The organism is Nakamurella leprariae, from assembly GCF_016918035.1.
Classification (GTDB): Bacteria; Actinomycetota; Actinomycetes; order Mycobacteriales; family Nakamurellaceae; genus Nakamurella; species Nakamurella leprariae.
Map to the genome: position 1 here is coordinate 157,863 of NZ_JAERWK010000021.1, position 18,560 is coordinate 176,422.

An 18,560-nucleotide genomic window follows, 5' to 3' on the forward strand; every position below is an offset into this window, starting at 1 on the left:
GCCGACCGTCCCGCCCCGTGACCACCGCTCTCCCCGCCCGGCCCCGCCCTGCGCACCGTCACACGCGCCCGGACCGCTGCGGCAGCACGACTACGATCGCCGTCGTGCCCACCGCTCCCCTGGCCCTCACGCTGATCTGCGCCGCCCTGTTCCTGGTCCTCGCGGCGGCGTCCGGCCTGACGGCCTGGGCCAGCTTCGTGGGTCGGCTTCACCGCACCGGCAAGCTGGGCGTGCACTCGCCCGCCGCCGTGCAGACCGACCGGCACTTCGCCCTGGCCAACCGGGTGGCCGCCCCGGTGGTCAGCGGGGCCGCGGGCGTCGCCGCGGTCTTCGCCCTGATCATGCTGTTCGCCCCGATCAACACCCTGGCCACCGTGGTGCTGGCCGTGGTGGGCCTGGTCGGCACCGCCGCGCTGCTGGTGGTGGGCGGTTCGCTCGGCGAGCGGGCGGCCCAGGCACTGCCGCGGCCGGCCCGCAAGCCCACCGGCGGCGGGTGCGACGGCTGCGCCTGCGGCACCGCCGAGCAGAGCGGCTGCGCGGTCGCCGCGCTCAAGTCGGGGTCCCATCACCAGCACTGACGCACCAGCACTGACGTACCAGCACTGACCGACGGACACCGACGCCCGCCGTCGGTGTGATCAGTTCCGCTCGAGATCACCCGGGTGGTACGCGGCCAGCCGGTCGGGCCAGGGCTGCCGGCGCAGCACCTCGAACCACAGGTCGGTCTTCGCGCCGGCCAGCACGTCCCCGTCCCGGCCCGGCACCACCCGCCACGCGCCGTCGTCCACCTCGGAGCGGAGCTGGTCGGCCGTCCATCCCGCCCGGCCGGCGAACAGCCGGATGCCGGACAGGTAGCCGCGCATCTCCTCCGGATCGGTGTCCAGGCTGACCAGCACCACCGAGCCGGTCACCGGGACCGTGCCCGGCACCTCCCGCGGGTCCACCCCCGGCCGGCAGACGCCCAGGCACATGGCCGACGACGGCTGCACCGGTCCGCCCACGTACATGGCCTGCGGCCGGGCGGTCAGGCCGGCCCAGGCCGGCAGCACGTTCTGCACGGCCGTCTCGCTCATCCGGTTCAGCACGACACCGACCGTGCCGTCCTCACCGTGCGCGACCAGGTAGATCACCGTGCGGCGGAAGTTGGGGTCGAGCAGCTCCGGCACCGAGACCAGGAGCGAGCCGGTCTTCAGCACCGTGGGCTCCGGGTGCGCGCTCATCCCGGCCATTGTCGCCCCGACACCGGGCCGGCGATGCGGTGACCCGGCCCGAGTCGCGATCCGCGGGGTGCCCGCCCGGAGGGGCGGGTCCGCCCGACCGGGCGGCCGGGCCGGACGGTCGATCACCGTGCGTCACACCGGGGCGGCCGGGCGGCCGGACCGCACCCTGTGCTGTCGGCCGGTTCCGACGTACCGTTCTCTGGTGCGCGCCGAACCCACCCCGACCGCCGTCTCGGCGTACGGATCAGGGCTGGGTCCCCGCCCGCCGCACCCGCCCGGCGCCGACGAGTCGATCTCCCCCGGCACCCGCCGGCCCTCGGTCCGCGGCCTGGTCTCCCTGCTCACGCTGCCCGCCCTGCGCCGCCTCGTCGGGGTCCGGGCGCTCAGTTCGTTCGGCGACGGCGCCTTCCAGGGTGCCCTGGCCGGCGCGGTGCTGTTCAGCCCGGAGCGGGCGACCGAGCCGGCCGCCATCGCCGCCGGGTTCGCCATCCTGCTGCTGCCCTACTCGATCGTCGGGCCGTTCGCCGGGGCCCTGCTGGATCGGTGGGACCGCCGCCGGGTCATCGTCTGGGCGAACGTGATCCGGTCACTGCTCGTGGTGGTGGTGGCGGCCCAGGTCGCACTCGACCTGCCGTGGGCGGCCCTGTTCGGCACCGCCCTGCTCATCATGGGCGTCGGCCGCTTCGTCGGCTCCGGCCTCTCGGCCGCGGTGCCGCACACGGTCGCGGACGACTCCCTGGTCGGCGCCAACGCCCTGGCCACCACCAGCGGCGCCATCGCCACCGCGGTCGGCGGCGGCTACGCCATCGCCATGCGGTCGGTGATCGGCGAGACGCCCCTGCCGATGGCCGTGGTGACGGCCAGCGTGATGCTCTTCTACCTGGCCTCGGCCGCGCTGGCCGCCCGCTACCGGCCGCGGGCGCTGGGTCCGGACCACACCGACGAACCGGCCCAGACGGTCCGGGCGGTGCTCGACGGCTTCCACAGCGCGCTCAAGCACGTGCTGCAACGACCGACGGTGGGCACCAACATCCTGCTCATCGTGCTGGTCCGGTTCTGCTTCGGCCTCTGCACGCTGGTGGTGCTGCTGCTGTTCCAGCACACCTTCACCACCAACTCGGGCATCTTCCGCAGCGGCCTGGCCGGCATCGCCGAGGTGCTCGCGGTGGGCGCGGTCGGGCTGTTCCTGGGCGCCGTGGTCACCGCGCCGACGGTGCGGCTGGTGGGACGGACCCGGTACCTGGTCTTCCTGCTGACGATCACGGCCGTGCTGGTCGTCATCTGCGGCAGTCAGTTCACCCAGCTGACCACGATGATCGCCACGCTGGTGGTGTCGTTCTGCTACCAGTCGAGCAAGGTGTGCGCCGACACGGTGGTGCAGGCCGACTCCGACGACGCCTTCGTCGGTCGGGTGTTCGCCCTCTACGACACGGCCAACAACCTGTTCTACGTGCTGGCCTTCTCACTCGGCGTGCTGATCGTCCCGCACGACGGGCAGGGCATCGCCGCGGTCGTCCTGGTCGGCGCCGTGCTGCTGCTCTGCGCCGTCGGTTACGGGCTGGCTGCCCGGCGCACCGACTCCGCCGCCGACCCGCAGCCGGTCGCCACGGTCTGACGCACCGGTCAGCCGGTCAGGCCCTGCTCACGCGCCCAGGCCAGCAGGGCGGCCTCGGCCTCGTCCCGCGGCAGCGGACCGCGGTCCAGCTTCAGCTCCTTGAGGAACTTCCAGGCGCGGCCGACCACCGGCCCGGCGGGCACGCCGAGCAGTTCCATGATCGCGTTGCCGTCCAGGTCGGGCCGGACGCGGGCCAGGTCCTCGGCCGCCGACAGCTCCGCGATGCGCCGTTCCAGGTCGTCGTAGGACCGCTGCAACGCCCGCCGCCGCTTCGGATTGCGGGTGGTGCAGTCGGCCCGGACCAGCTTGTGCAGCCGGGGCAGCAGCGGACCGGCGTCGGTGACGTAGCGGCGGACGGCGGAGTCCGTCCACGCCCCGGTGCCGTAGCCGTGGAACCGCAGGTGCAGGAAGGTCAGCTCGGCGACGTCCTCGGTGAGCGCCTTGGGCATCCGCAGCGCGCGCAGCCGCTTGCGGACCAGCTTGCGACCCTCCACCTCGTGGTGGTGGAAGCTCACGCCGCCGCCCGGCTCGAACCGACGGGTGGCCGGCTTGCCGATGTCGTGCAGCAGGGCGGCCAGCCGCAACGTCAGGTCCGGGCCGTCCTCCTCCTGGGCGATGGCCTGGTCCAGCACGGTCAGCGAGTGCTGGTAGACGTCCTTGTGCTGGTGGTGCTCGTCCCGCTCCAGCCGCAGCGCCGGCAGCTCGGGCAGCACGTGATCGGCCAGTCCGGTCTCCACCAGCAACGACAGCCCGCCGCGCGGGTCGCGTCCGAGGACCAGCTTCTCCAGCTCGGTGGCCACCCGTTCCGCGGTGATCCGGGCGATCTGCGGCGCCATGTCCGTCATCGCGGTGACCACTCGGGGGGCGGCCGTGAACGCCAACTGGGAGACGAACCGCGCCGCCCGCAGCATCCGCAGCGGGTCGTCCGAGAACGACTGCTCCGCCGCCGCCGGGGTGTCCAGCAGGCCCTGGGCCAGGTGGGTCAGGCCGCCGAACGGGTCGGTGAACCGCAGGTGGTCCGGCTCCCCCGGCCGCAGCGCGACCGCCATGGCGTTCACCGTGAAGTCGCGTCGCCGCAGGTCACCGGCCAGGGTGTCGCCGAAGACGACCGCCGGGTTGCGGGACTGCCCGTCGTAGGAGTCGGCCCGGAACGTGGTGATCTCCAGCCGGCGACCCGACTTGGCCACGCCGACGGTGCCGAACGCGATGCCGGTGTCCCAGGTCGTCTCGGCCCAGCCCTCGACGAACCGCTCGATCTCCTGCGGGCGGGCGTCCGTGGTCAGGTCGAGGTCCTCGCTGGGCCGGGCCAGCAGCGCGTCCCGGACCGAGCCGCCGACCAGGTGCAGCTCGCGGCCGCCGGCGGCGAACCGACCGGCCAGCGCGTCCAGGACCTTGGCGTGCCCGACGTGCCAGTCGCGGATGCGCCCGGCCTGCTCGGCGGTCGGCGCGGACGCGTCCGCCGGACCGGCCGGCTCCAGCTGGGGGGCCGACGACCCGGGACCGGACTCGGGCACGGGAGACGACACGGCAGTCGACTCTAGTCGCGTCTGCGCCCGTCCCGACCCCGCCAGAACCCGCGGACGGGCCCTTCCCGTCCTGGTCCGTGCCGGTGCCCGGGCGGTCCGGCCCACCCCCGGCGGGACCGGACGACGGGTCGGTGCCGGGATCGAGGGCCGGACCCGCCCAGGACGCGCGGATTACCATCGCGGCATGTCAGCGTCCGGTCCGGCCCGAGCCTCCGCCGCCCGGTCCACCTCCGACCGGCGCCGCTCCCGCCTCGACGAGTCCCCGGCCGCGGGCCGGTCCCGGCCGCGCCGGACCACCGAGGAGACCTCGGCCGGCGGGTTGGTGGTGCGCCGGGAGAACGGCACCGACGCCGGTGCGTTGATCGGCCGGCTGGACCGCCGGGGCCGGCTGCGCTGGTCCCTGCCCAAGGGCCACATCGAGTCCGGCGAGACCACCGAGGAGGCCGCGATCCGAGAGGTCGCGGAGGAGACCGGGATCAGCGGCCGCATCACCGCGACGCTGGGCAGCGTCGAGTTCACCTTCGTGGCGGGCGGACGGCGGGTGCACAAGCGGGTGCACCACTTCCTCATGGAGGCGGTCGGCGGCGAACTGTCCGACGCCGACATCGAGGTCACCGAGGTCGCCTGGGTGCCGCTGTCCGAGGTGAACGAACGCCTGGCCTACGCCGGGGAACGACGCCTGGTCTCCCGGGCCATCGAACTGCTGGGCCGGTCGGCGTGAGGTGCGCCCCGTGGGCCGGGCCCGCCGAGTGACGGCTGCGCCCGCGACCACCCCGCCGGCGTCCACCCGGGCGCCGCGCCCGAGGCCCGCGGTGCGGCTGCTGCTCGCCCTGGTGGCGGCGTGCGTGGCGGCGCTGGTGACGGTCGTCCCGGCCGTCGGGCCTGCCGTCGCCGCGGTGCCGGGGCCCGGGACTGCCGCGGTCGGGGCCCGAGCGGCCGCGATCCCCGAGGGCTACGCCGGGACGGTCACCTTCGACGTGACCTCGATCGACCCCACCGTGGTGACGGGTCCCGGTCCGGCCGTGCTGACCGTCACCGGCACCATGACCAACACCGGTGAGCTGCCGATCGACGGGCTGGTGTCGCGGTTCCAGCGCGGTCCGGCCGTCGACGCCGACGCGCTGATCGAGCGGCTGGACGACCCGCTGGTGCCGTCCGACGTGGTGGCCGGCACCTTCACCGACCTGGTCGAGCGGCTGGAGCCGGGGGCCACCAGCCCGTTCACCGTCTCTGTGCCGCTCACCGAGACCGCACCCGGCGGTGACCGCGGCAGCCTGGAGCTGACGGATGCCGGTGTCTACCCGGTGATGCTGAACGTCAACGGCACACTGGTCAGCCCGGACGGCGACGTCCCGGCCCGGGTCGGCGAACTGCACCTGTGGCTGACCGTCGCCGCACCGCCGAGCGCGGGCGAGCCGCCGGCCGGACCCGGCGGCGGCACCAACACCACGAGCGGTTCCGCTGACGCACAGCCCGTGGCCGTGCTGTGGCCGCTGGCCGACCGGCCGCACCTGGGGACCGCCGGTGTCTTCGCCGACGACGACCTGCTGGACGAGATCCGCCCGGGCGGGCGGCTGGATGCGGCGCTGACCGCACTGCTGCCGGCGGGTGGGGACGCCACCCTGCCGGCTGACCTGGTCACCGTGCTGCTGGACCCGATGCTGGTGGACGAGCTGGACCGGATGAGCCGTGGCTACCGGGTACTCGTCCCTGGTGCCGGGCAACCGGCGGTGGACCCGGTGGCGGCCGCGGCGCGGGAACCGGAGGCCACCACGACGGACCAGGTGCCCGGCACCTCGCCGGGCGCCCCGTCCGGCACCGCCCCGGCCGATCCGGAGCTGCCGGACGGTGCCCCCGACCTGGCGCAGGACCTGGACGACACCGACCTCGAGGCCGCGGTGGCCGCGCAGCTGGCCGGGACGACCACGCCCGGCGCCGGTCAGGCGGTGGCCACCCAGTTCCTGGACCGGCTGCGCCGGGTGGTCGCGCAACGACCGACCGTGCTGCTGCCGTACGGCGACCCGGACGTGGTCGGGCTGGTCGGCGTGGGCGCCACGGCGGTGCTGGACGACGCCGTCGAGCGGGGCCGCCGGGTCACCGACCGCGTCCTCGGACCGCTCAGGGGTGCGGCCGGCGCGCCGACGGTGCCCGGCCCGGACGGACCCGGGCCGGCGGTCGACGGCATCGCCGTCCCACCGGACGGGCGGCTCGACGCCGCGGCCGCCACCGCCCTGGTCGGCGTCGGCACGCGAGCCGTCGTGCTGGACCCGGACGCCGTGCCCGAGCCACGCGGCACCGACGGGCTGGTGCTGGACGTCGCGGGGACCGACGGCGAGACCGTCCGGGTCCCCGCGCTGCTCACCGATCCCGGGCTGTTGCCGTCCACCGATCGGCTCCGCGCGGCCGGCCGACCGGCCGGCTTCGCCGCCCGCACCAACACCACGGCCGCGCTGCTGGCCGAGCCCGGCACCGGATCCGGGGGGGCGGTCGCCGTGCTGGCACCCACCGCGCAGGGCTGGGACGCCACCCCGGCCGAGCTCACCGGCTTCGCCCGGACCCTGGCCGCCCTGGCGGCGGCCGACCTCGTCACCGGGGTCGACCTGCCCACCGCGCTCGACCTGGCCACCGGCGAACCGGACGCACCCACAGCAGGACTGCCCGGCCAGGTGCCGGCAGTGCTGCCCGCCGACCTGCTCGAGCGGGTGACGGCGGCGCACGACGCGATCGGCCTGCTGCGTTCGGTGCTGCTGGCCCCGGTCGAGCCCGGCGAGTCGGACCCGGCGCCACTGCTGGACGTGTTGGACGACGCCGTGACCTCCGCCGCCTCCAGCGCGCTGGCGGCCGACCCCGAGCCGGGCCGGGAGCTGCTCGACACCGTCGCCGCCACCACCGACGGGGTGCAGGCCGCGGTGACCATCCCGTCCGCCGGCTCGTACACGCTGGCCTCGGCCAGTTCCCCTCTGCTGCTGACGGTGCGCAACGCCCTGCCGTACCGGGTGCAACTGTCGGTGGCCATCCGCGGTGGCGCGTTCGCCGGCCTGACGGTCACCGACCCCGGCGTGCAGACCATGCTGGCCGGCCGGTCGCTGCAGATCTCGATCCCGGCCGAGGTGGCCCGGTCGGGCACCTTCCCGGTGACGGCGGCGCTGGTCAGTCCGAGCGGGCAGGCCTGGGGAGCCGGGGAGCCGTTGTCCGTCACGTCCCGGGCCTATGGCGCGTTCACTCTGATCGTGGTGGGCGTGGCCGGTAGCGTGCTGCTGCTGATGGTGATCTGGCGGATCCGGCAGCGCTGGCAGGCCCGGCGGCTGCGGACCGCCGGTGGTGAGTCCGCCGATCCCGGGCCTGGCTTGCCGCCGGGGGACGGACCCGGGTCCCAGCCCGACCAGCGGGAGCCTGCCGAGCTCCCGACGGCCTCGACGGAGCGTTGATGACCTCGTCCGACTCGATGCAGTCGGTGCCCGACCCCACCACCGACCCGCCCCCCACCGCCGACCCGCCCCCAACCGCCGACCGGAGCCTGGCCGACCGGACCCACGACGACGTCGCGGCCATGAAGACCTCCCGCACCGGCGGGGTGGTCCGGGCCGGCGCGGTCATGGCGGTGGCCACCCTGGTGAGCCGGCTGACCGGGTTCCTGGCCAAGGTGGTGCTGCTCGCGGCGCTCGGCGCCGGGGTGGTCAGCGACGCGTTCAACCTGGCCAACACCCTGCCGAACATCGTGTTCGAGCTGCTCATCGGCGGCGTGCTGACCTCGGTGGCGATCCCGCTGCTCTCCCGGGCCCGATCGGATCCGGACGGCGGCCAGGAGTACACCCAGCGGCTCACCACGATGGCCGTGGTCGGACTGCTCGGCGCCACGGCGCTGGCCGTCGCGGCCGCCCCGTTGCTCACCCGCCTCTACCTGTCGGCCGACGCGGGCGGCGACACCCGGGGGCTGGCCAACGCGCTGGCCTACCTGCTGCTGCCGCAGATCTTCTGCTACGGCATGGCCGCGCTGTTCGGCGCGGTACTGAACACCAACGAGCGGTTCGGCGTGCCGGCCTGGGCACCGGTGGTCAACAACCTGGTCCAGATCGCGGTCGGCATCGTGCTGTTCGTCTCCGTCAGTGACGCCGACGGGGCGCTCACCAACCTGTCGACCGGGCAGTTCCTGCTGCTCGGCCTGGGCACCACCGCCGGCATCGCGCTGCAGGCCCTGGTGATGCTGCCGGCGCTGCGGCGGACCGGCTTCCGGTTCCGCTGGCGATGGGGTGGCGACCCGCGTCTGGCCGAGGCCGGTGGGCTGCTGCTCTGGGCCACCGCGTACGTGCTGGTCTCGCAGGTCGGCTACGTCGTGCTCACCCAGGTCGCCTCCAACGACAACCCGGGTGGCTACACCCTCTTCACCTTCGCCTCGCTGCTGTTCCAGCTGCCGTACGGCATCCTCGGCGTCTCGGTGCTGACCGCGATCATGCCGCGGATGAGCCGGCACGCCGCGGCCGGCGACCTGGAGGCGGTCAAGCAGGACGCCTCGCTGGCCAACCGGCTGTCCATCCTCGCACTGACCCCGATCGCGGCCGGGTTCGTCGTGCTGGCCGGCGCGATCGCGGTGCTCACCGCGCTGTACGGCCAGGTCACCCAGGGCGACACCGTCGAGCTCGGCGGAGCCCTGGCCGTGCTCGCCGTCGGCCTGGTGCCGCTGGCCGTCAGCCTGGTCCAGATGCGCGTGTTCTACGCGATGAAGGACGCCCGCACGCCGACGCTGATCAACGCGGTCATGGTGGTCGTCCGGGTCCCGCTGATGATCCTGTGCCTGCGGCTGGACGACGAGCTGGTCATCGTCGGGCTCGCCGCCGCCACCACGCTGTCGTACGTGGTCGGCGCGGTGGTCGGCGAGGTCTGGCTGCGCATCCGGTACGGCCCGATGCACACCCGTCGCACGCTGGTCACCTTCGGCAAGATGCTGGTCGCCGGCGGCGCCGGCGCGGGCGCGGCCCTCGGCGTGGAGGCACTGTTCGGTCTGGAGGCCGACGACCTCGTCGGTGCCCTCGGCCACCTCGTCGTCCTCGGGCTGGTCGGCCTGGTGGTGATCGTGCTGGTCGCTTGGGCGCTGCGCACCGAGGAACTCCAGCCCATCCTGGCCCGAGCGCTCCGGGTCGTCCGGCGCACGCCCGTCGACCGCCCTGGAGGCACCGCCGGACCCGGGGCGATCACGGTCAGCGACACCGCGCCGATGCCCGGGCACCGGCCCGGGCCTGGGACCATGGCGTCCGGACCCGACGAGCAGGAGCACTCCGTGGTGAGCGAGCAGGACGGTACTTCCCGGCGCGCCGGCGACGACCCGTGGGTCGAGGACGCCGACGAGGCCGAGGCGCTCGCGGCCGTGCCCCGGGTGGATCCGGCGTCGCCGCCGGCCCCGGAGCCCGACTCCACCCCCGCGCGGCGGCCGGGACCCCGGCACGCGACGACCGGCCCCGACGGGCCGGGTGACGGGTCCGATCCGGCCGACCCGATGACGTCCTTCACCCCGGGCGCCACCGTCGGCGGCCGCTACCGGCTCACCACGCTCATCTCCACCGACACCCAGGGCAACCGGTTCTGGCGGGCGCAGGACACAGTGCTGCCGCGCGACATGGCGGTCACACTGCTGCCCGAGGGCCCGGCCACCGCCGGCACGGTGAACCGGACCCTGCGGGCAGGCCGGCTCAACCACATCGGGCTGCCGCAGACCCTGGACATCGGCACGGACCGCGGCGTCAGCTTCGTGGTCGGCCAGTGGGTGGACGGGGCCACCCTCACCGACCTGCTCACCGCGGGTCCGCTGGAGCCCTCGGTCGCCGTGTCGGTGACCGGGAAGGTCGCCGACGCCGTCGCCGAGGCCCACCGCACCGGCATCGCCCTCGGCGGGCTCAACCCGGACCTGGTCCGGGTCAACTTCGACGGCCAGGTCCGCCTCTCGCACGTGGTGGCGCACAGCTCGGCCACCGCCGAGCAGGACATCCGGGCCGTCGGCGCACTGCTGTACCTGATGCTCACCGGGACCTGGCCCCTGCCGACCACCGAGGCGGCCGACGCCGGTCCCCGCGGCGTCCCCGGGCCAGTGCTGGCCGGCCTGTCCCCGGCGCCCACCCGGCGCGGCCGCGAGGTGCCGGCCGACGAGATCGTCGCCGAAGTGCCGACCGCACTGGCCCACCTGGCCGAACGGGCCCTGCACCCGGAGGAGCCGGACGGCATCCACGCCGTCGGGGCCATCGCCGCCCTGCTGACCGGACCCGAGCACCTGCCGCCGACGCCGCGTCCCGCCGCGGTGATGGAGCCGGAGCCGGTGCTGGTGGAGGCCGAGCGGCGACTGGTCCGGGAACGTCGGGTCAAGCTGGGACTCGGCCTGGCCGTGCTGGCCGTGTTCGGCGCGCTGATCGTCATCGTGGCCGCGAGCCTGGGCAAGCAGGTCCTGGCCGCGGTGGAGCCGGCGCCCGCCGAGGTCGAGGTGCTGGACGCGCCGACCAGCAGCGCGGTCGCGCCGTCCGAGCCCTCGGCCGCGCCCAGCAGCGCCGCCCCGACCAGCGCCGCCTCCGCGCCACGACCGGTGGCGATCATCGGCGGCACGGTGTACGACCCGGAGGGCTCCGGTCAGCCGGACTACACCGCGTACATCGACCGCGCCTTCGACGGTGACCCGACCACCAACTGGCTGACCTACGTCTACTTCCAGCAGTTCCCCACCCTCAAGCCCGGCGTCGGCCTGGCCCTGGAGCTGGAGCGACCGGTGTCGCCGGCCTCGGTGACGGTGACCAGCCCGTCCCCGGGCACGGTGTTCGAGGTGCGCTCGGCCACCGCCCCGGACGTGCCGCTGGCGCAGACCCAGGTGCTGGGCACCGGCACCGTCACCGGCCCGGAACCGGTGACCGTTCCCCTCACCGGAGCGCCGACCTCGCAGTACCTCATCGTCTTCGTCACCCAGCTCGAGGGCTCGGGCCGTCAGTGGCAGTCGCGGATCAGCGAGATCAGCGTCACCGCGGCCTGACCACCGTGATCTCCTGCGCGGCCCGGACGGGGCACCGGACGGGGAATGACCGTCGGTACGGTGACGTTGACCGGGGCGGACGACCGGACACCGATCGGACCTCCGGCCCAGCGGCCGGAGTGACCAATCCGGTCGCACGGTGTCAGCGTCCGCCCGGACCTCCGATCGGCCAGTACCCGACCAGCATCCAGGGAGCAGCAGTGAGCGACCAGGCCGCCACCGATTACACCGGGTACGGCGCCCACGTCCCGACGTCGCCCGAGGGCGACGTGCCGACCGTCGACCCGCACGCCCCGGACGAGGTCGTGCACGACGTCATCGTCGTCGGGTCCGGCCCGGCCGGCTACACCGCCGCGATCTACCTGGCCCGGGCCGAGCTCAAGCCGCTGGTGTTCGAGGGCTACCAGTACGGCGGCGCCCTGATGACCACCACCGAGGTGGAGAACTTCCCTGGCTTCCCGGAGGGCATCCAGGGCCCTGAACTCATGGCGAAGATGCGCGAGCAGGCCGAGCGGTTCGGCGCCCAGCTCGAGGCCGTGGACGTGGACTCCGTCGACCTGTCCGGCGAGATCAAGACGGTGACCGTGGACGGGACCGTGCACAAGGCCCGCGCAGTCGTGCTGGCCACCGGCTCGGCCGCCCGCTACCTGGGGCTGCCCGACGAGCAGCGGCTCATCGGCCGCGGCGTGTCGGCCTGTGCCACGTGTGACGGCTTCTTCTTCCGCGACAAGGACATCGCGGTGGTCGGCGGGGGCGACTCCGCGATGGAGGAAGCCACCTTCCTCACCCGGTTCGCCAACTCGGTGTCGATCGTGCACCGCCGCGAGGAGTTCCGGGCCAGCGCGATCATGCTGGACCGGGCCCGCGCCGACGCCAAGATCCGCTGGGTGACCAACGCCCAGGTCGAGGCGCTGCACGGCGAGTCCGCGCTGGAGGGCGTCACCCTGCGCGACACCCGAACCGGCGAGACCTCGCAGCTGGACGTGTCCGGATTCTTCCTGGCCATCGGCCACGATCCGCGGTCCGAGCTGGTCCGCGGCCAGGTCGAGCTGGACGACGAGGGCTACGTCCTCACCGGGCACCGGGCCGGCGCGGACGCAGGCACCGGCACCAACCTGCCGGGCGTCTTCGCCTGCGGTGACCTGGTCGACCACACCTACCGCCAGGCGATCACCGCGGCCGGCAGCGGCTGCGCCGCGGCGCTTGACGCCCAGCACTGGCTGGCCGCCCACCCGCGCCAGCAGGTGAACGGCAGCACGGTCGCCGGCTCCTTCGCCTCCAGCCCGGTCGACGAGCGCGCCGCCGCGCCCGCCGGCGTCTGATCCACACCGTTCGACCCGCGCCCAGCCATCCGCCAGCCACCCAGGAAGAGGAGCCCATGGCCACCAAGAAGGTCACCGACGCCACCTTCGTCGAGGACGTCCTGCAGTCCGACAAGCCCGTGATCGTCGACTTCTGGGCGGACTGGTGCGGCCCGTGCCGGATGGTCGCGCCGGTGTTGGAGGAGATCGCCGAGAAGCACGGTGACAAGGTCGTCGTGGCCAAGGTCGACGTGGATGCCAACCCGGAGACGGCGCAGCAATACCAGATTCTGTCGATCCCGACCATGCTCGTCTTCCAGGGCGGCAAGCCGGTCAAGCAGATCGTCGGCGCCAAGCCGAAGAACGCGCTGCTGGCCGAGTTCGCCGACGTCATCGGCTGAGAGGTCGCACGACCACGGACGGCCGTCCGACGAGCGCCGGGTCCCGATCGGGGATCCGGCGCTCCGTCGTTCCGGACGGTGACCGAAGTGTCCGGATCCGGGTGATCGTCCGCAGGATCCGCCCGACCGGTCGCCCCGACCATGCGGATGCCCGGACACCGGCACCCGCACCGCCCGATGGGTGACCGCCGGTGATCACCCGGTCCCGGACGGGGTGCGGTGCGGCGAGCGTGCCCGCCGCCCGGGACAGGCGTCCGTCGCGCTGGGTGGCCGTCCGGGCGGACGATGCATCGATCAGCGCTGTCGCGACCCGCCGGCGTCGTCGGTCCGGTGGTGACCAGGGACCCTCAGGCATATGGTGACCGCGCCGCGGGGTGACGGAGCGCATCCGGCGGATGGTCCGGACGACGTCCCGACCGGCTGTGGGAGAGCCCACCCGTGCCCGGACGGGGGATGGACCGGCGCGCCGATCAACCAGATCGCCGGTGGGGCGTCTGCGCTCCGGCGGGACCGACGTCCGTCTCGGGGGAAGGAGCAGTCCGGTGATCGGTGGTCCGATGGATCGGCTGCCCGGAGCCGCTCCGGCGCCGGCCGGCCGCCGCCGGCCGACATGCCCCGCAGCTCCCCGGACCGCGACCGGCCGGCGGGTACGCTCATCAGCCGCACGGCCTGCGGACCGTCGTCCCGTCGGAAGGTCGACGGGATGACTGTGCCGGTCCCCGGACGGCCGAGCACGCGGATCGAGCGCGACGACACTGCGAACGACGACATTGGGAACGACGACACTGGGAGAGCGATGCTGCTGCGCCGCGGAGATCATGGGCCGGCGGTCTCGGCCCTGCGAGCGGCCTTGGCGTCCCTCGAGTTGTTGCCCCCGCCCCGGACGGACGAGTCGATCCAGAACGGGACGGCTGACCGGTTCGACGACGCGGTGGACCGCGCCGTCCGCGCGTTCCAGCAGCGACGGGGGCTGATCGTCGACGGCATCGTCGGCCCGGTCACCTCCCGCTGCCTGGACGAGGCCCGCTGGGATCTCGGCGACCGGGTGCTGTCCCTGGTGTTCTCCGCCCCGATGTCCGGCGACGACGTCACGGCGCTGCAGGTCCGGCTGGCCGAGCTCGGCTACGACGTGGGTCGGTCCGACGGCATCTTCGGCCCGCTCACCGAAGCCAGCGTCCAGGACTTCCAGCGGCACCGCGGCCTGGTCGCGGACGGCGTCTTCGGCGAGCAGACCAACCGCGAGCTGGAGCGCATCGGCCGCAAGGTCACCGGTGGCCGTCCGCAGTACCTGCGTGACCGGCACCTGCTGCAGCAGGCCGGGCCGCAGCTGCGCGGCAAGCGCGTCGTGATCGACCCGGCGCACGGCGGCGACGACCGCGGGTGCACGGTCGACGGCGTCGCGGCCGCGGACATCACCTACGACCTGGCCAAGCGTCTTGAGGCGCAGGTGGTCCGGGCCGGCATGACCGCCTGGGTGACCCGCGGCCCGCACGACAACCCCACCGCCGAGGAACGGGCGCAGCGGGCCAACGAGGTCAAGGCCGACCTGCTGCTGAGCCTGCACATCGACTCGTCGAGCTCGCCGCTGGCCAACGGCATCGCGACCTTCCACTTCGGCACCGACGCGGGCGCCACCTCATCGGTCGGCGAGACGCTGGCCCAGCTGGTCCAGCGCGAGCTGGTGGCCCGGACGCAGTTCACCGACTGCCGGGTGCACCACAAGCCGTGGGAACTGCTGCGGCTGACCCGGATGGCCGCCATCCAGGTGGAGCTCGGGTACCTGACCAACGACCGGGAGCGGGCCCGCCTGCTGGACGCCGACTTCCGGGACACCGTCACCGACGGTCTGCTGGTGGCGGTCAAGCGGCTGTACCTGGACGGGCACGACGACCCGCACACCGGCACGTTCACCTTCTCCGACCTGCTCGCCCACGAGCGGATGGTGCGCAACTCGGCCTGATCGGGACCCGCCAGGCCGGGGCGTGCGTCAGTCCCGCTGGCCGTGCCGATGGTGGACCGTCTGCCCGACCAGCTGTCGCGCCGGCTCGTCGACCGGCCGGACCGGCACCGACAGCGACACGACCAGCCGCTCCAGCGCCGCCTCCACGTCGGCCTTCCAGCCACTGCCCTGGGCCAGTTCGTACCGCAACCGCGGGTACCGGTGGTGCGGCGCCACTTCCTGGAAGCCCACGGCCAGCGCGAACGAGGCCGGGACCAGGCAGCGCGGGATGCGCAGCGCGTCCGGGTCGGCCGCCTCCAGCTCCCCCTGCAGCTCCGCGTCCCCCGGCTCCTCCGGGTCACCGTGGCGGCCGAAGAGCTCGATGGCCCGGACGCCGCGACGGGTCAGGTCGCCGATCACCCCGGTGAGCAGGAAGCGGGCCAGGCCCTGCCCGGCGTACTGCGGCAGGATGTGCGCAGTGGTGAGCAGCACCGCGTCCGGCGACACCGGCGAGGTGGGGAACGCGGCGGCGCCGGGGACGGCGGTCGGCGGCGCGTAGAGCGCGAAGCCGGCCGGCTCGTCGTCGACCAGCACGATCTGCCCGGCCGTCCCCCAGGTGAGCATCACCCCGGACAGCCAGACCTCCTTCTCGAACTCCCCGTCGAAGACGCCGACGACGTCGGTCTCCCGGTCGGGGTCACGCACCGACCGCGGCACCTCCCAGCGGACGCACCGCCGGCACGGTTCGGGCAGTGAGCCGATGGTCGACATCGACACCGGGACCAGTTCCCGACCCACCTGATCTGGCTCCCCGCTCCCGTTCGGACGACGTCACACCGCTCCGGTGTGTCACCCGGCCGGTCCGACGTCCGTGTTGCCCCGGTCGAGGATAGGCGCCCCGGGCGTCACCCACCGCAGCGCGCAGGCGTCCCGGGTCCGTGATCGACGTCTTGCCGGTCACGGATCGGTGGTGTCCGTGATCCGTCGAGCGAACGGTCCACCACTGCGTCACCGGACCGGGGGTGATCAGGGGCAGCCGGGCGGGACCGCGGTAGCATCGATCCGACCGTCTCGCGAACTGTCAGTGACGGCCGTGCCGAAGTTCGTCGCTGTCCGTGAGTGCGCCGTGTCGCCACGGATGCGCATCCGTCGCCGCGCGAGAGGGCCACCATGCCGGGCACCAGCCTCGACCAGCACCGTGACCGGTACGCCCAACGCACCGAGGGCATGCGCGCCTCGGCCATCCGCGCCCTGTTCGCCGTGGCCAACCGACCCGAGGTGGTCTCCCTCGCCGGCGGCATGCCCTACCTGCAGTCGCTACCGCTGGACGGACTGGCCGAGGAGTTCGGCCAGCTGGTGGCCAAGGACGGCTTGGTCGCGTTGCAGTACGGCTCCGGTCAGGGCATCCCGGAGTTGCGCGAGCAGATCTGCCAGGTGATGGCCCTCGAGGGCATCAAGGCGCATCCGGACGACGTCGTGGTGACCGTCGGCTCCCAGATGGCGCTCGACCTGACCACCCGCATCTTCTGCGATCCGGGCGACGTCATCCTGGCCGAGGCCCCGTCCTACGTCGGGGCGCTGGGCACCTTCAGCGCCTACCAGGCACAGGTCGTGCACGTGGCCATGGACGACGACGGTCTGATCCCGGAGGCGCTGGTCGCCGCGATCGAGCAGTGTCGCGCCGCGGGCCGCCGGGTGAAACTGCTGTACACCATCCCCAACTTCCAGAACCCGGCCGGCGTCACGCTGTCCGAGGCGCGCCGGCCGGTGATCGCCGAGATCTGCCGCAGTGCCGGTGTCACCGTGCTCGAGGACAACCCGTACGGCCTGCTCGGGTTCGACAGCACCATGCGTCGGGCGATCCGGGCCGACGACCCGGACAACGTCATCTACCTGGGCTCGTTCTCCAAGACCTTCGCCCCGGGACTCCGGGTGGGCTGGGCGCTGGCCCCGCACGCGGTGCGGGAGAAGCTGGTGCTGGCCAACGAGTCCACCACGCTGAACCCACCGGTGTTCAACCAGATGGCCATCTCCCGGTACCTGGCCACCTTCGACTGGCAGAGCCAGATCAAGGCGTACCGGCAGACCTACCTGGAGCGGCGCGACGCGATGCTGGGCGCGCTCGCCGCGCACATGCCCGAGGGCACCACCTGGACGGTCCCGGACGGCGGCTTCTACGTCTGGGTCACCCTGCCCGAGGGGTTCGACAGCGCCGCCATGCTGCCCCGCGCGGTCAGTGCCCGGGTCGCCTACGTGCCGGGTACCGCCTTCTACGCCGACCAGCTGGGATCGCGTCAGCTCCGGCTGTCCTACTGCTTCCCCACTCCGGAACGCATCGTCGAGGGCGTCCGCCGGCTGGCCGGCGTGCTCGACGGCGAACTGGAGGTGATGCGCACGTTCGGCACCGGAGCCACCCGTGCGGTCCGCGGCCCGCAGTCGCCGTCGCCGGACACCGCGTGACCGTCGACCGCGCAGCGGCCGTCCCGATCCGGCCCGACCTCCGTCGGGATCCGTCCCCGGTGCCCCGCGGCGCCCGCCCGAGTGCAGGAGTGTGCATCCCATGACGTCCGAAGCCCGGCACGTGCTGGTCCTGGCCGGCGGCCTCACGCACGAGCGTGAGGTGTCGCTGCGGTCCGGGTCCCGGATCACCGAGGCGCTCCGGTCGGAGGGACTGGAGGTCTCGCTGCGGGACGCGGATGCGGCACTGCTGCCGTGGATCGCCGAGCACCGGCCGGACGCTGCGGTGATCGCCCTGCACGGCGGCCGCGGCGAGAACGGTGCTGTACAGGCAGTTCTCGAGATGACCGGGATCCCGTACGTCGGGACGGACTCGTGGAACTGCCGGCTGGCCTGGAACAAGCCGACGGCCAAACAGCTGCTGCAGCGCCAGGGTCTGGCCACCGCCACCTGGTACACGTTGGCGCACGACACGTTCCGCGACCTGGGGGCCAACGCGCTGGTCGACGCGCTGGCCGGCTCGCTCGGGCTGCCGCTCATGGTCAAGCCGATCAACGGTGGTTCCGCGCTGGGTTCGTCCGCGGTGCACGAGACGGCCGACATGCCCAGCGCGCTGGTCGGGGCGTTCGCCTACGGCGACGTCGTGCTGGTCGAGCGCTTCATCACCGGCACCGAGGTGTCGGTGACGGTGCTGGAGGGTCCGGACGGCCCGCGCGCGCTGCCGGCCGTCGAGGTGGTCCCGGCCAGCGGGGTGTTCGACTACGAGGCCCGGTACACCGCCGGCTCCACCACGTACCACACGCCCGCCCGACTGGACGAGCAGGCGACCGGGAACGCGGCCGACCTCGCCCTGGCCGCCCACCGCATCCTCGGGCTGCGCGACATCTCCCGGACGGACGCGATCGTCGACGAGCACGGGGTGGCGCAGTTCCTCGAGGTCGCCGTCTCCCCCGGACTGACCGAGACCTCCATGCTGCCGATGGCCGTCGGGGCGTCCGGTCTGCACCTGGGTCGGGTCTACGCCGATCTCATCGAGCAGGCCATCGCCCGAGGGCGCTGAGATCGCCGCAGCGGCTGCAGGACCGTGAGGCCCGAGTG

General features: G+C 73.8%; 13 protein-coding genes. 10 read left to right on the top strand and 3 right to left on the bottom strand.

Annotated features, from left to right (window positions below; translation table 11 throughout):
- Window positions 1-104: 104 nt before the first annotated feature.
- Window positions 105-578: a hypothetical protein gene (locus JL106_RS16815; RefSeq protein WP_205261903.1), complete on the top strand. Its 474-nt coding sequence runs from the start codon at window positions 105-107 to the stop codon at window positions 576-578.
- A gap of 60 nt (window positions 579-638) precedes the next feature.
- On the opposite strand, the gene JL106_RS16820 is transcribed toward JL106_RS16815, so the two are convergent.
- On the bottom strand, window positions 639-1,220 hold the full coding sequence (locus tag JL106_RS16820) for a YqgE/AlgH family protein (RefSeq protein ID WP_205261904.1): 582 nt from the start codon (window positions 1,218-1,220) through the stop codon (window positions 639-641).
- 202 nt (window positions 1,221-1,422) lie between these two features.
- Here JL106_RS16820 and JL106_RS16825 point away from each other — a divergent pair, with 202 nt between their 5' ends.
- A complete protein-coding gene (locus tag JL106_RS16825) occupies window positions 1,423-2,835 on the top strand; it encodes an MFS transporter (protein WP_205261905.1) in 1,413 nt (470 codons plus the stop codon).
- Between the two features lie 8 nt (window positions 2,836-2,843).
- On the opposite strand, the gene JL106_RS16830 is transcribed toward JL106_RS16825, so the two are convergent.
- On the bottom strand, window positions 2,844-4,256 hold the full coding sequence (locus tag JL106_RS16830) for a CCA tRNA nucleotidyltransferase (protein ID WP_407940190.1): 1,413 nt from the start codon (window positions 4,254-4,256) through the stop codon (window positions 2,844-2,846).
- Between the two features lie 289 nt (window positions 4,257-4,545).
- Between JL106_RS16830 and JL106_RS16835 the strand changes: the two genes are divergently transcribed.
- The 6 genes from JL106_RS16835 (at window position 4,546) to JL106_RS16860 (ending at window position 15,026) form a co-directional block, all read left to right on the top strand.
- Complete coding sequence (locus tag JL106_RS16835) at window positions 4,546-5,082, top strand: NUDIX hydrolase (protein WP_205261906.1); 537 nt, start codon at window positions 4,546-4,548, stop codon at window positions 5,080-5,082.
- Window positions 5,083-5,092: 10 nt separating this feature from the next.
- Entirely contained in the window at window positions 5,093-7,789 is a 2,697-nt protein-coding gene (locus JL106_RS16840) for a DUF6049 family protein (protein ID WP_205261907.1), read from the top strand.
- Window positions 7,789-11,364 carry a murein biosynthesis integral membrane protein MurJ gene (gene murJ / locus JL106_RS16845; RefSeq protein WP_205261908.1) on the top strand — a complete coding sequence of 1,192 codons (3,576 nt, stop codon included), beginning with the start codon at window positions 7,789-7,791 and terminating at the stop codon, window positions 11,362-11,364. The genes JL106_RS16840 and murJ overlap by 1 nt, the downstream gene beginning before the upstream one ends.
- Window positions 11,365-11,633: 269 nt before the next feature.
- Window positions 11,634-12,686 (top strand): thioredoxin-disulfide reductase, encoded by a 1,053-nt coding sequence (trxB, locus tag JL106_RS16850; protein ID WP_407940191.1) that lies wholly within the window; start codon window positions 11,634-11,636, stop codon window positions 12,684-12,686.
- A 56-nt stretch (window positions 12,687-12,742) separates the two neighbouring features.
- Entirely contained in the window at window positions 12,743-13,066 is a 324-nt protein-coding gene (trxA, locus tag JL106_RS16855) for a thioredoxin (protein WP_205261909.1), read from the top strand.
- 796 nt (window positions 13,067-13,862) lie between these two features.
- Window positions 13,863-15,026, top strand: a complete 1,164-nt coding sequence (locus tag JL106_RS16860) for an N-acetylmuramoyl-L-alanine amidase (RefSeq protein ID WP_205261910.1) — start codon at window positions 13,863-13,865, stop codon at window positions 15,024-15,026.
- A 27-nt stretch (window positions 15,027-15,053) separates the two neighbouring features.
- Here the strand turns inward: JL106_RS16860 and JL106_RS16865 are convergent, their stop codons facing one another.
- Window positions 15,054-15,803, bottom strand: a complete 750-nt coding sequence (locus JL106_RS16865) for a GNAT family protein (RefSeq protein ID WP_407940188.1) — start codon at window positions 15,801-15,803, stop codon at window positions 15,054-15,056.
- A 372-nt stretch (window positions 15,804-16,175) separates the two neighbouring features.
- Here JL106_RS16865 and JL106_RS16870 point away from each other — a divergent pair, with 372 nt between their 5' ends.
- Both JL106_RS16870 and JL106_RS16875 read left to right on the top strand, forming a co-directional pair.
- A complete protein-coding gene (locus JL106_RS16870; RefSeq protein WP_205261911.1) occupies window positions 16,176-17,465 on the top strand; it encodes an aminotransferase-like domain-containing protein in 1,290 nt (429 codons plus the stop codon).
- Window positions 17,466-17,565: 100 nt separating this feature from the next.
- Window positions 17,566-18,522, top strand: coding sequence for a D-alanine--D-alanine ligase family protein (locus JL106_RS16875; RefSeq protein WP_205261912.1), 957 nt, complete (start codon window positions 17,566-17,568; stop codon window positions 18,520-18,522).
- Window positions 18,523-18,560: the final 38 nt, after the last annotated feature.